This is a genomic window from Aeromicrobium sp. PFPM2_SD2 (genome assembly GCF_057364525.1).
In genome coordinates this window covers 1-13,039 of sequence record NZ_JBNFNZ010000024.1, presented here as the reverse complement: position 1 = coordinate 13,039, position 13,039 = coordinate 1, and the positions used below count along the sequence as shown (strand labels likewise).

Sequence of the window (13,039 nt, the reverse complement as noted above, 5' to 3'; positions counted from 1 at the left end):
ACACGACCGACGGCGACGACCGCCCACGGACCGCGAGCAGGCCGGCGCACACCCAGGAGGAGCTCGGGGCATGGGGCACGAGGTACCCGGGCCCGGCCCGGGGCCGCCGCGCCGCCGGGTCGGCTCAGAACTTCGGGTCCGCGTACGCCTTGACGTTGGCCCGGACGCGCTTGATGTAGAACACGCCGCGCGGGTGCGAGCTGCGTCCGGCCGAGTCGACGTTGCCCTCCATCAGCCACACGTACTTGCTGTCGTACCTGATGACGATGCCGGCGTGGTGCGGGGTGCCGCCACCCACGGCGATGTACGCCACGCGACCGACCGCCGGGGACGAGCGCAGCCGCTTGCGCTTCTGCTCGGCCTTCCAGGTCGACGGGAACGACGAGCGCTTCACGACCGCCTGACCCTCGCCGGCGGCGTAGCTCGTCCAGGCGGTGAAGAACGCGCACCAGGCGGCGCCGCTGTCGGTGCGGCCCATCCAACGGTTGAACTTGCTCTTGCGGAACGAGGGCTCCTTGTAGCCGCGCTGCGACAGGGCGACCGCGGCGATGCCGGCCCGGTCGCGGTTGCCCGAGGCGACGGCGACCGTCTTGTCGCGGGCGTTGCCGTTGGTGTAGATCGCGCCGGCCTTGAACTTCTGCAGGCACGCACCCTCGACGAGGCCGCAGCGGGCGTCGGCGGCCGGGTAGCCGAACCGGCCGAAGGGACCGCCCTTGCGGCGGTACTCGGTGGCCGCGCGACCGCGGACGACCCACGTGCGGTTCGCCGCCTGGACGAGCACGCCCTGGCGGTAGATGCGCCAGCGGACGTTGCCCTTCTGGGACACGCCCGAGGTGGGCGACCCGAGGATGAAGCGCAGCGACGCCTGCCGCTGGGACAGCGAGTGCGAGCGGACCTGCGTCAGGCGGATGACCCGGCTGCGCAGGTCGCCGATCTTCACCCGGTACTTGGCCGTGCTGCTCGGGCGCATCGAGAAGGTGTAGACGCCGCTGCTGGACGTGCGGGTCGTGCCGATCTGGACGGCCTTGTTGCGCGAGTTGTAGCGGTAGACCTTGACCAGCATGCGCTTGTAGGCGCGGCCGCTGGCAGCGGTGGCCTTGCCCCGCAGCCAGACGTTCTCGCCCCGGACGAACCGGGTCTCCGTGCCGGAGTTCATGGACAAGGTGATCTTGCGGGACGCCGCGTTGGCGCTGGTCTGTGAGACGGCCACGAACGTCCCGGCCAACAGGGCCACGGACGCGAGTGCGGAGACGATTCGACGAGGCTGCACCTGGTTTCCCCCTTCTTCAGGTGCGAACACCGTAACCGTGGTACCCGCCGGACGCAGAATCAGCGTCGGTCGCGCAGGATCCGGCGCACCTGCTCGAGCCGCTCGCGCACGCGCGCCTCGAAGCCGTGCGGTCCCGGCGTGTAGTACTCGACGCCGTCGACGCCGTCGGGCGCGTACTGCTGCTCGACCACGCCGCGCGGGTCCGCGTGCGGGTAGCGGTAGTCGTGACCGTGCCCGAGCTTCTTGGCACCGGCGTAGTGCGCGTCGCGCAGTGCCGGCGGGACGGGCCCGACCTTGCCGGCCCGGACGTCGGCCATCGCGGCGTCGATCGCCTGGATGACCGAGTTCGACTTCGGCGCCGCGGCGAGGTGGATGACCGCCTGGGCCAGCGGGATGCGGGCCTCGGGGAAGCCGATCATCGCGACGGCCTGCGCGGTGGCGGTGGCCAGCGGCAGCGCCGTCGGGTCGGCCATGCCGATGTCCTCGCTCGCGTGGATCATCAGGCGGCGCGCGATGAACCGCGGGTCCTCCCCCGCCTCGATCATCCGGGCCAGGTAGTGCAGGGCGGCGTCGACGTCCGAGCCGCGGATGGACTTGATGAACGCGCTCGTGACGTCGTAGTGCTGGTCGCCCTGGCGGTCGTAGCGCACGGCCGCCTTGTCGACCGCGAGCGCGGCGTCCTCGACGGTGACCTCCGCGTGGTCGCGCGCCTGCGCCGCGCCGGCGGCGGCCTCGAGGTAGGTCAGCGCGCGGCGTCCGTCTCCCCCGGCCAGCCGCACCAGGTGGTCGCGGGCCTCGTCGCTCAGCGTCACCGCGCCGGCCAGGCCGCGCTCGTCGGTGACCGCCCGGTCGACCAGGACGCCGATGTCGTCGTCGGTGAGGCTCTGCAGCGTGAGCAGCAGCGAGCGGCTCAGCAGCGGCGAGATGACGCTGAAGTGCGGGTTCTCGGTCGTGGCCGCCACCAGCGAGACCCACCGGTTCTCGACGCCGGGCAGCAGCGCGTCCTGCTGGGCCTTGCTGAACCGGTGCACCTCGTCGACGAACAGCACGGTCTCGACGCCGCTGCCGGCCAGCGCGCGGCGTGCGCCGGCGATGACGTCGCGGACCTCCTTGACGCCGGCCGACACCGCCGAGACCTCGACGAAGCGTCGGTTCGTGTGCCGGCTGATGAGCGAGGCCAGCGTCGTCTTGCCCGTGCCCGGCGGGCCCCACAGCAGGATCGTCAGCGGCTTGTCGCCGTCGATGACCTGGCGCAGCGGCGAGCCGGGCTCCAGCAGGTGCTGCTGGCCGACCAGCTCGTCGAGCGAGCGCGGACGCATCCGCACCGCGAGCGGTGCCGAGGCGTGCTCGTTGCCGGCCAGGCTGCCGCCGCCCGGCTGCCGGGGCAGCTCGGGCGGGGAGTCGGGCAGGTCGAACAGGCCGTCGGTCACCCGACGAGCCTACCCAGCGGGCTCAGGCCTGCTCGCCCTTCGGCTCGGGCTTGGCGTCGACGCCCGCCTCCTTGCGCTGCTCGGGGGTGATCGGCGCCGGCGCGGACGTCAGCGGGTCGAAGCCGCCGCCGCTCTTGGGGAACGCGATGACCTCGCGGATCGAGTCGGCGCCGGTGAGCAGCGCGACCGTCCGGTCCCAGCCGAAGGCGATGCCGCCGTGCGGGGGCGCGCCGAACTGGAACGCGTCCAGCAGGAAGCCGAACTTGTCCTCGGCCTCGGCCTCGTCGATGCCCATGATCGAGAAGACCTGCTTCTGGACGTCCTGGCGGTGGATGCGGATCGAGCCGCCGCCGACCTCGTTGCCGTTGCACACCAGGTCGTAGGCCAGCGCGAGGGACGTGCCGGGGTCGGCGAGCGTCGCCGGGTCCTGCGGCGCGGTGAAGGCGTGGTGGACGGCCGTCCACTCGCCGCCGCCCACGGCGACGTCGCCGGACTCGAGCTCGTTGACCGGCTCGAACATCGGCCAGTCCACGACCCAGGCGAACGACCAGGCCGACTCGTCGATGAGCTCGCAGCGGCGGCCGATCTCCAGGCGGGCGGCGCCGAGCAGCTGCCGGCTGGCCTTGGGGGCGCCGGCGGCGAAGAAGACGCAGTCGCCGGGCCGGGCACCGACGTGGGCGGCCAGTCCGTCGCGCTCGGCGTCGGTGAGGTTCTTGGCCACCGGCCCGCCGAGGGTGCCGTCCTCCTGGACGAGCACGTAGGCCAGGCCCTTCGCGCCGCGCTGCTTGGCCCACTCCTGCCAGCCGTCGAGCTGGCGGCGGGCCTGCGAGGCGCCGCCGGGCATGACGACCGCGCCGACGTACGGCGCCTGGAAGACGCGGAAGGTGGTGTCGGCGAAGTACGCGGTGCAGTCGGTCAGCTCGTTGCCGAAGCGCAGGTCGGGCTTGTCCGAGCCGTACTTGTTCATCGCGTCCGCGTAGGTGATCCGCGGGAAGGGACGCGGCAGCTCGACGTCGATGAGGCGCCAGATCTCGGCGTAGATCTCCTCGGCCAGGGCCATGACGTCGTCCTGGTCGACGAAGCTCATCTCGATGTCGAGCTGGGTGAACTCCGGCTGCCGGTCGGCGCGGAAGTCCTCGTCGCGGTAGCAGCGCGCGATCTGGTAGTAGCGCTCCAGCCCGCCGACCATGAGCAGCTGCTTGAACAGCTGCGGGCTCTGCGGCAGGGCGTACCAGCTGCCCGGGTGCAGGCGGGCCGGCACGACGAAGTCGCGGGCGCCCTCGGGCGTCGAGCGGGTCAGCGTCGGGGTCTCGACCTCGACGAAGTCGTGGCGGCCGAGCACCTCGCGGGCGGCGGCGTTGACCTTGCTGCGCAGGCGCATCGCCGCGGCCGGGCCGCTGCGGCGCAGGTCGAGGTAGCGGTACTTCAGGCGCGCCTCCTCGCCGACGGCGCCGGCGTTGGAGGCGTCGTCGATCGGGAACGGCAGCGGCGCGGACGTCGACAGGATCTCGACGTCGTCGGCGATGACCTCGATCTCGCCGGTGGCGATGGCGCTGTTCTCGTTGCCCTCGGGGCGGCGCTCGACGGTGCCGGTGATCTTGAGGCAGAACTCGGCGCGCAGCTGGTGGGCGACCTCCTCGCGCACGACCACCTGGGACACGCCGCTGGCGTCGCGCAGGTCGATGAAGGCCACACCGCCGTGGTCTCGTCGACGCGCGACCCATCCGGCGAGCGTGACCTGCTCGCCGACGTTCGCGGCGGTCAGGCTTCCGGCTGCGTGGGTGCGGATCACGAGGTGGTCTCCTTCGAGTGGGGGGTGACGATGCGGGGCGCGAGGTCCTCGGCCGGGGGCGTCCACGCGTGCGGGTCGGCGTCGACCTGCTCGCCGCTGCGGATGTCCTTGACCGAGTGGGCGCCGCCCTCGGCGGGCGGGAACCAGACGTACGGGATGCCGCGCCGCTCGGCGTGGCGGATCTGCTTGCCGAACTTGGCGGCGCTCGGGGCGACCTCGCAGGCGATGCCGCGCTGGCGCAGGGCGTCGCGACCGCCCTGCTCTCGGCGCGGCGCTCCTCGTCGAACAGGGCCACGAGGACGGTCGAGGGCACCGAGCGGTCGGTGGTGTAGCCGTCGGCGACCAGCGGACCGAGCAGGCGCGAGACGCCCAACGAGATGCCGACGCCGGGGTACGTGCTGCGTCCGTCGCTGGCGAGCTGGTCGTAGCGGCCGCCCGAGCAGATCGACCCGAGCTGCTCGTAGCCGCTCATGCGGGTCTCGAACACGGTGCCGGTGTAGTAGTCCAGGCCGCGGGCGATGCGCAGGTCGGCGGTGACCGTGACGGTGCCGGGCACGCCGGCGGCGCCCTCGACGACCTGGGCCAGCTCGGCGAGTCCCTGCTCGAGCAGCTCGTGCTCGACGCCCAGGGCCCGCACCTGCTCGACGAACGAGGTGTCGGTCGTGCAGATCTCGGCCAGCTCCAGGCACTTGTGCGCCTGGTCGGCGCTGAGCCCCTCGGCTTCCAGCAGCTCGACGATCGACTCGCGCGGCAGCTTGTCGAGCTTGTCGACCACGCGCATGACGGCGGCGGGGTCCGTCACGCCGAGGCCGAGGTAGAACCCCTCGAGCAGGCGGCGGTTGTTGACCTGCAGCGTCATGGGCGGCACCGGCAGGCCGGACAACGCCTCGGCCATGACCCGGGCGACCTCGACGTCGAAGTGGAAGGGCAGCACGTCGCGGCCGACGATGTCGATGTCGGCCTGGGTGAACTCGCGGTAGCGGCCCTGCTGCGGGCGCTCGCCGCGCCAGACCTTCTGGATCTGGTAGCGGCGGAACGGGAACTCCAGCTTGCCCTGGTTCTCCAGCACGTAGCGCGCGAACGGGACGGTCAGGTCGAAGTGCAGGCCGAGACCGGCGTCCTCGCCCTCCTCGGCGTGCAGCCGGCGCAGGACGTAGACCTCCTTGTCGATCTCGCCCTTGCGCAGCAGCTGGTCCATCGGCTCGACGGCGCGCGTCTCCAGGTTGGCGAAGCCGTGCAGCTCGAACGTGCGGCGCAGGTGGTCGACGACCGACAGCTCCAGGAACCGGTCGGCCGGCAGGTACTCGGGGAAGCCGCTCAGCGGCGTGGGCTTGGCCATCAGAGCAGCTCCGCCAGGAAGGGGTTGGTCGCGCGCTCCTGGCCGACGGACGTCTGAGGCCCGTGGCCGGGCAGCACGACGACGTCGTCGCGCTGCGGCAGCACCGCGTCGGTCAGGCTCTGCAGCATCCGGCCGTGGTCGCCGCCGGTGAGGTCGGTGCGCCCGATGGAGCCGGCGAACAGGAAGTCACCGCTGAACATGAGCGCCGAGACGTCGTCACGGTCGGGGTAGTCGGTCGTGTAGACGACGGTGCCGGGCGTGTGGCCGGGCACGTGCGTGACGGTCAGCGTCAGGCCGTCGACCTCGACGACGGCGCCGTCGACGGCGTCGCGGACGTCGGCCGGCTCGGGCAGGCGCACGTCGCCGTCCAGGCCGAGCTGGGCGCGCAGCATCGCGGCGGACTCGTTCGAGATGGCGGCCATCGGGTCGGCGAGCAGGTGCCGGTCGGCGGGGTGGATCCAGACCGGGCAGCCGAACTCGGCGGCGACGGCGTGGGCGTCCCACAGGTGGTCGAAGTGGCCGTGGGTGACGAGCACCGCGGACGGGGTCAGGTCGTGCTCGGCGGCCGCGGCGCGGACGCCGTCGAGGGCGTCCTGACCGGGATCGACGACGACGCACCCGGCCCCGCGGTCACGGGCGACGAGGTAGCAGTTCGCCTGCAGCGGACCGGCAGGGAAGGAGGCGACGAGCACGCGGGACAGCGTACGCGAGCGTGCTGGCGCGCCGCGAATGCCTCGCACCCTAGACTGTCGCCCATGAACGCAGCGGCCAACGACGAGCCCGGCACCACGGCAGCCCCCGAGCCCTGGGGACGCATCGACGCGGACGGCACCGTCTACCTGAGGACGGCCGACGGCGAGCGGGTCATCGGGCAGTGGCTCGGTGGCGACGCCGCCGAGGGGCTGGCGATGTACGAGCGCCGCTTCGCCGGGCTGGAGATCGAGGTCGAGCTGCTCGAGAAGCGGCTGGCCAGCGGCACCCTCTCCCCCGACGACGCCGGCAAGGCGATCGAGAAGGTCCGGGCCCAGGTGGCCGAGGCCCAGGTCATCGGCGACGTCGAGAGCCTGCGCACCCGGCTGGACGCGCTCGCCCCGCTCCTGGAGAAGCAGCGCGAGGAGCGTCGCGCGCAGAAGGCCGCCAAGGCCCAGCACGCGGTGGCCGAGAAGACCCGCATCAGCGAGGAGGCCGAGCGCATCGCCGGCTCCGACGAGTGGCGACGCGGTGCCGACCGCATGCGCGAGCTGCTCGAGGAGTGGAAGGCGCTCCCCCGCGTCGACAAGAAGACCGACGACGAGCTGTGGCACCGCTTCTCCTCGGCGCGCACCACGTACACCCGCCGCCGCAAGGCCCACTTCGGCGAGCAGGCCCAGCAGCGCGACGCCGCGCAGAAGATCAAGGAGCGCCTGGTCGCCGAGGCCGAGGCGCTGTCGTCCTCGACCGACTGGGGCCGCACCGCCGGCGAGTACCGCGACCTGATGCAGCAGTGGAAGGCCGCCGGCCCCGCGCCGCGCAACGTCGACGAGAAGCTGTGGCGCAGGTTCCGGGCCGCGCAGGACGCCTTCTTCGGGGCGCGCGACGAGGCGAACGCCGCGCTCGACGCCGAGTTCGCGGTCAACGCCGAGGTCAAGGAGCAGATCCTGGCCGAGGCCGAGGCGCTGCTGCCGATCACCGACGCCGACGCCGCGCGCAAGGCCTGGCACGACATCGCCGACCGTTGGGAGGCGGCCGGCAAGGTCCCCCGCGGCCGCATCAAGGAGCTGGAAGGCCGCATCCGCAAGGTGGAGCAGGCCGTCCGGGCGGCGGGCGACGAGCAGTGGAAGCGCACCGACCCCGAGAAGTCGGCCCGCGCCGACGACATGATCGGCAAGCTCGAGAAGGCCATCGCCGACATCGAGGCCCAGCTGGAGCAGGCCAAGGCGTCCGGCGACACCCGCAAGGCGACCGAGCTCGAGCAGAACCTGGCCTCGCGCCAGTCGTTCCTCGACATGGCCCGCCGCGCGGCCGCCGACTTCTCCTAAACCCTCACCCGGCGGCCGCGCCGCCGCGATGTGGACGCAGAACGACCACGATCGATGCGATCGTGGTCGTTCTGCGTCCACGTCTCGCCGGAGGGCAAGCGTGGCGGGGGCTACTGGGTGAGGCGGTAGACGTCGAAGACGCCCTCGACGTTGCGCACGGCCGACAGCACGTGGCCCAGGTGCTTCGGGTCGCCCATCTCGAAGGTGAACTTCGCCCGGGCGACGCGGTCGCGTCCGGTCGTGATCGAGGCCGACATGATGTCGACGTGCTGGTCGGAGATGATCCGGGTGATGTCGCTGAGCAGGCGCGGCCGGTCCAGCGCCTCCACCTGCACCGACACCAGGAACGTGCTGGTGGCGGTGGGGGCCCAGCTGACGCCCACGATGCGCTCGGGCTGGGACTCCAGGCTCTTGATGTTCACGCAGTCCGCGCGGTGCACCGAGACGCCCGACCCGCGGGTCACGAAGCCGACGATCTGGTCGCCGGGCACCGGGGTGCAGCAGCGCGCCAGCTTGATCATGACGTCGCCGACGAGGTCGGAGACCACGACGCCGGCGTCGCCGTGCCGGTCGACGCGGTGGCGGCGGTCGCCGGCCCGCGGCATGGGCGTGGCCTCGGCCAGGTCCTCCTCCGCCGCCTCGCGTCCGCCGAGCAGCCCGAGGACGTGGTCGACGACGTTCTGGGCGCCGACGTTGCCCTCGCCGACCGCGGCGTAGAGGGCCGAGACGTCGGCGAGGTTCAGCTCGCGGGCGACGGCGTCCAGCGTGTCGTGCTTGAACAGGCGCTGGAGCGGCAGGCCCTCCTTGCGCATGAGCTTGACGATGGACGCCTTGCCGGCCTCGATCGACTCCTCGCGCCGCTCCTTGGTGAACCACTGGCGGATCTTGTTCTTGGCCCGCGGGCTGACCGCGAAGTCCAGCCAGTCGCGCGAGGGGCCCGCGTTGGGCGACTTGGAGGTGAAGATCTCGACGACGTCGCCGCTCTCGAGCTTGGACTCCAGCGACACCAGGCGTCCGTTCACCCGGGCGCCGACCGTGGAGTGCCCGACCTCGGTGTGCACGGCGTAGGCGAAGTCGACCGGCGTCGCACCGGCCGGCAGCTGGATGAGGTCGCCGCGCGGCGTGTAGACGTACACGCCGGCCTTCTGCATCTCGAAGCGCAGCGAGTCCAGGAAGTCGCCCGGGTCCTCGGTCTCGGACTGCCAGTCCAGCAGCTCGCGCAGCCAGACCATGTCGTCGGTCGAGGGCGGGGTCGCCTTGCCGCCGTTGGCCGCGGCGACGGCGTCCTCCTTGTACTTCCAGTGCGCCGCGACGCCGTACTCGGCGCGGCGGTGCATGGAGTAGGTGCGGATCTGCAGCTCCACCGACTTGCCCTGCGGGCCGATCACCGTCGTGTGCAGCGACTGGTACATGTTGAACTTCGGGACGCTGATGTAGTCCTTGAAGCGGCCCGGGATCGGGTTCCAGCGCGCGTGCAGCACGCCCAGGACGCCGTAGCAGTCGGCCACGTCGTCGACCAGGATGCGCACGCCGACCAGGTCGAAGATGTCGGAGAACTCGCGGCCGCGTACCAGCATCTTCTGGTAGATCGAGTAGTAGTGCTTGGGCCGGCCGGTGACCTTGGCCTTGATCTTGGCGTGGCGCAGGTCGTTCTCGACGTCGGCGATGACCTTCTCGAGGAACTTCTCGCGCGAGGGCGCGCGGTCGGCCACGAGGCGCACGATCTCGTCGTAGACCTTGGGGTGCAGGGTCGAGAACGACAGGTCCTCGAGCTCCCACTTGATGGTGTTCATGCCGAGGCGGTGGGCCAGCGGCGCGAAGATGTCGATGGTCTCGCGGGCGATGCGCTCCTGCTTGTCCTGTCGCAGGTAGCGCAGCGTGCGCATGTTGTGCAGCCGGTCGGCCAGCTTGATGACCAGGACGCGGATGTCCTTGCTCATCGCCACGACCATCTTGCGGATGGTCTCGGCCTGGGCGGTGTCGCCGAACTTGACCTTGTCGAGCTTGGTGACGCCGTCGACCAGGTGCGCGACCTCGTCGCCGAAGTCCTTGCGAAGGTCGTCCAGCGAGTACGGGGTGTCCTCGACCGTGTCGTGGAGCAGCGCGGCGCACAGCGTCGGGGCGGTCATGCCCAGCTCGGCCAGGATGGTCGTCACCGCGAGCGGGTGGGTGATGTAGGGGTCGCCGCTCTTGCGGGTCTGCCCCTCGTGCATCCGCTCCGCGACCTCGTAGGCCTTCTGGATGGACGCGACGTCGCCCTTGGGGTGGGTGGCGCGGTAGATGCGCAGCAGCGGGTCGAGCACCGGGTTGGCCGAGCTCGAGCGCGAGCCGATGCGGGCCAGCCGGTTGCGCACGCGCGCGGACGCGGGCGCCGACTGCTCGGTCGCCTTGACGCTCGGTTCCACCCGCTCTGCCACGTCTGTGCCTCCTGAACCCAGTCTAGGGGCGCAGGCCCGAGCCCGTGCTCACCACGTGCCGAACAGGGTCGCGGCCACGGACAGCACGAGCGCGGCGACGAGCACCAGCGCGACGATCCGGACCTGTCGGGGACTCAGCACGGGTGCTCCTCAGTAGGTGGCCAGGGCGGCGTACGGGACGTCGGCGGGCAGCGCGGCACGTCCGCCCAGGGCGGTCAGCTCGATGAGCACGAGGTGGCCGGCGACCAGCCCGCCCCCACGGCGCACCAGGTCGTCGGCGGCGGCCATCGTGCCGCCGGTGGCCAGGACGTCGTCGACGAGCACGACCCGCTGGCCAGGCCTCACCGCGTCCTGGTGCATCTCGAGCGTGGCGGTGCCGTACTCCAGCGCGTAGTCGACCCCGTAGGTCGCGGACGGCAGCTTGCCCGCCTTGCGGACCGGGACGAAGCCGGCGCCGAGCTCGTGAGCCAGGACGCCGCCGAGGATGAACCCGCGGGCCTCCATGCCGACCACGACGTCCACCTGGCCGCCGGCGAGCTCGAGGGCTCGGGCGGCCAGCGCGGCGACGGTCTGGGCGAACGCCTCGGCGTCGGCCAGGAGCGGGGTGATGTCACGGAACGTCACGCCCGGCTCGGGCCAGTCGGCCACGAGCCGGACGTGACGGTCCAGCAGTGCTTGCAGGTCGGTCACGCTCAGCTCGACGCACCCAGGTCGATGTCGCACTCGGACTTGGCGTGCTCGGAGATGTTGTCGCTCGCCTTGGAGAACTTGTCGGCGTTGAGGTTCTTCGACGCCTCGGTGATCTTCTGGGCCTGCTCGGCCGAGAGCTTCGACGGGTCGATCTCGTCGACCTTGTCGGCGTCGACGCCGGCGTCGTCGAGCGCCTTCTCGAACGACTCGGTGGCCTTCACCAGCGTGGACCAGTCGTCCTTGACGTCGTCGGGCGCCTCGTCGCGCAGGTCGCGGAAGGTGTCGAACGCCTCGGACAGGCTCTCGCCGCTGCTCAGCGAGCCGAAGTCGTCCTCGGCCTTCTCGAGGCGGTCGCAGTACGCACCGGTGCTGCTGCCGCCGCAGGCGGACAGCAGGGCGGACGCGACCAGGACGGCGGCGGCGGTCTTCAGGGTCTTCATGGGGATCCTCGGGTCGGCCGACGCTCAGCGCTCGTCGTCGGTGGTCGGGCGGTCCACGACGGTCTCGTCGGCAGCCGGCTCGTCGGTGAGGACGCGCGCGACGGCCTGACGGTGGACCTCGACGACCGTACCGGGTGCCAGCTCCAGCTGCAGGCTGGCGTCCTCGATGCTGACGACCGTGCCGAAGAGTCCGCTGGTCAGCATGATGCGCGTGCCCGGGACGAGGGCGGCCTGGGTGCGCTGGGCCTCCTGCTGGCGCTTGCGCGACGGGCGCAGCACGAGCAGCCAGAACACGAGGACGAGCAGGACGAGGGGCAGGAACTCCACAGCAACTCCAGGACGCGGGGACGCCGGACCGTGCGGCCGGCTGCCGCTCACGATACCGGCCGGCCGCGGCCGCCGAAGCGTCAGTCCTCGAGGACGTCGCCCAGGCTCAGCTGCTCGGTGCCGCGCGGCGGCTGCAGGCCCAGGTGCTGCCAGGCGGCCGGGGTCGCGACGCGTCGCGCCGGGTGCGGGGCCAGGAAGCCCAGCCGCACGAGGAAGGGCTCGGCGATCTCCTCGACCGTCTCGCGCTCCTCCCCCACGGCCACCGCCAGGGTCGAGACGCCGACCGGGCCGCCGCCGAAGCTGCCGCACAGCGCGGTCAGCACGCCGCGGTCGAGCCGGTCGAGGCCGAGCGCGTCGACCTCGTAGAGCTCCAGCGCGTCCCGGGCCGCCTTGACGTCGACGACGCCCTTGCCGCGCACCTCGGCGTAGTCGCGCACGCGCCGCAGCAGTCGGTTGGCGATGCGCGGCGTGCCGCGCGAGCGCGACGCGATCTCGCGGCCGCCCTCGGGCGTGATGGCCAGGTCGAGCAGCCGGGCCGAGCGGTCGACGATCTGGTGCAGCTCGTCGACGCCGTAGTAGTCGAGGTTGGCGGTGAAGCCGAAGCGGTCGCGCAGCGGCCCGGGCAGCAGGCCGGCCCGCGTGGTGGCGCCGACGACGGTGAACGGCGGGATCTCGAGCGGGATGGCGGTCGCGCCCGGACCCTTGCCGACGACGACGTCGACCCGGAAGTCCTCCATCGCCATGTAGAGCAGCTCCTCGGCGGGCCGCGACATGCGGTGGATCTCGTCGATGAAGACGACGTCGCCCTCGTTGACGCCCGACAGGATCGCGGCGAGGTCGCCGGCGTGCTGGATGGCCGGACCGCTGGTGATGCGCAGCGGGGCCCCGAGCCGCTGGGCGATGATCATCGACAGCGTCGTCTTGCCGAGCCCGGGCGGGCCCGAGAGCAGGACGTGGTCGGGCGTGCGGCCGCGGGCGACGGCGGCGTCCAGGACGAGCGAGAGCTGCTCGCGGACGCGGTCCTGGCCGACGAGCTCCTCGAGGCTGCGCGGACGCAGCGCGGCCTCGAAGGCGCGCTCCTCGCTGGTCGCCTCGGCGGTCATGGCGTCGTGGTCGTCGTGCACGCTCAGGCCTTCGACAGGCTGCGCAGGGCCTGGCGCAGCAGGGTGGACACGGACTCGTCGGCGCCGGGCTCGGAGCTCGGCGGCGACCTTCTCGACCGCCTTGTCGGCGTCCTTGGCCGACCAGCCGAGGCCCAGCAGCGCCTCCTGCACCTGCTCGCGCCAGGGTGCGCCGGCGCAGCTGCTGGGCCACCG

At 72.2% G+C, this 13,039-nt stretch carries 10 protein-coding genes and 1 pseudogene; 1 reads left to right on the top strand and 10 read right to left on the bottom strand.

Translation table 11 applies throughout. From position 1 onward, the window contains the following. Positions 1–124: 124 nt before the first annotated feature. The 5 genes and pseudogenes from AC2W7G_RS02950 to AC2W7G_RS02930 all read right to left on the bottom strand — a co-directional run bounded on the left by AC2W7G_RS02950 (position 125) and on the right by AC2W7G_RS02930 (position 6,523). A complete protein-coding gene (locus AC2W7G_RS02950; RefSeq protein WP_485867123.1) occupies positions 125–1,234 on the bottom strand; it encodes an LGFP repeat-containing protein in 1,110 nt (369 codons plus the stop codon). Positions 1,235–1,329: 95 nt separating this feature from the next. After that, complete coding sequence (locus AC2W7G_RS02945; RefSeq protein ID WP_485867122.1) at positions 1,330–2,700, bottom strand: replication-associated recombination protein A; 1,371 nt, start codon at positions 2,698–2,700, stop codon at positions 1,330–1,332. 22 nt (positions 2,701–2,722) lie between these two features. Continuing rightward, positions 2,723–4,492, bottom strand: a complete 1,770-nt coding sequence (gene aspS, locus AC2W7G_RS02940) for an aspartate--tRNA ligase (RefSeq protein ID WP_485867121.1) — start codon at positions 4,490–4,492, stop codon at positions 2,723–2,725. Further along, positions 4,489–5,831: pseudogene (gene hisS / locus AC2W7G_RS02935) on the bottom strand (histidine--tRNA ligase). Before hisS ends, aspS begins: the two are co-directional and overlap by 4 nt. Continuing rightward, a complete protein-coding gene (locus tag AC2W7G_RS02930; protein ID WP_485867120.1) occupies positions 5,831–6,523 on the bottom strand; it encodes an MBL fold metallo-hydrolase in 693 nt (230 codons plus the stop codon). The pseudogene hisS and the gene AC2W7G_RS02930 overlap by 1 nt, the downstream one beginning before the upstream one ends. A 63-nt stretch (positions 6,524–6,586) precedes the next feature. Between AC2W7G_RS02930 and AC2W7G_RS02925 the strand changes: the two genes are divergently transcribed. After that, positions 6,587–7,849 carry a DUF349 domain-containing protein gene (locus AC2W7G_RS02925; protein WP_485867119.1) on the top strand — a complete coding sequence of 421 codons (1,263 nt, stop codon included), beginning with the start codon at positions 6,587–6,589 and terminating at the stop codon, positions 7,847–7,849. A 110-nt stretch (positions 7,850–7,959) separates the two neighbouring features. Here the strand turns inward: AC2W7G_RS02925 and AC2W7G_RS02920 are convergent, their stop codons facing one another. The 5 genes from AC2W7G_RS02920 to ruvB all read right to left on the bottom strand — a co-directional run bounded on the left by AC2W7G_RS02920 (position 7,960) and on the right by ruvB (position 12,826). Next, complete coding sequence (locus AC2W7G_RS02920) at positions 7,960–10,266, bottom strand: RelA/SpoT family protein (RefSeq protein WP_485867118.1); 2,307 nt, start codon at positions 10,264–10,266, stop codon at positions 7,960–7,962. 150 nt (positions 10,267–10,416) lie between these two features. Then, a complete protein-coding gene (locus AC2W7G_RS02915) occupies positions 10,417–10,956 on the bottom strand; it encodes an adenine phosphoribosyltransferase (RefSeq protein ID WP_485867117.1) in 540 nt (179 codons plus the stop codon). 2 nt (positions 10,957–10,958) lie between these two features. Further along, entirely contained in the window at positions 10,959–11,396 is a 438-nt protein-coding gene (locus AC2W7G_RS02910; protein WP_485867116.1) for a hypothetical protein, read from the bottom strand. Between the two features lie 24 nt (positions 11,397–11,420). Beyond that, positions 11,421–11,723, bottom strand: a complete 303-nt coding sequence (yajC, locus tag AC2W7G_RS02905) for a preprotein translocase subunit YajC (protein WP_485867115.1) — start codon at positions 11,721–11,723, stop codon at positions 11,421–11,423. 80 nt (positions 11,724–11,803) lie between these two features. Next, entirely contained in the window at positions 11,804–12,826 is a 1,023-nt protein-coding gene (ruvB, locus tag AC2W7G_RS02900) for a Holliday junction branch migration DNA helicase RuvB (protein WP_485867124.1), read from the bottom strand. Positions 12,827–13,039 lie beyond the last annotated feature (213 nt).

What these genes read in the sequence shown, in the direction of transcription:
- AC2W7G_RS02925 (WP_485867119.1), top strand. Translation starts at nt 6,587, where the DNA reads ATGAACGCAGCGGCCAACGACGAGCCCGGCACCACGGCAGCCCCCGAG.
- AC2W7G_RS02910 (WP_485867116.1), bottom strand. Translation starts at nt 11,396, where the DNA reads ATGAAGACCCTGAAGACCGCCGCCGCCGTCCTGGTCGCGTCCGCCCTG.
- ruvB (WP_485867124.1), bottom strand. Translation starts at nt 12,826, where the DNA reads ATGACCGCCGAGGCGACCAGCGAGGAGCGCGCCTTCGAGGCCGCGCTG.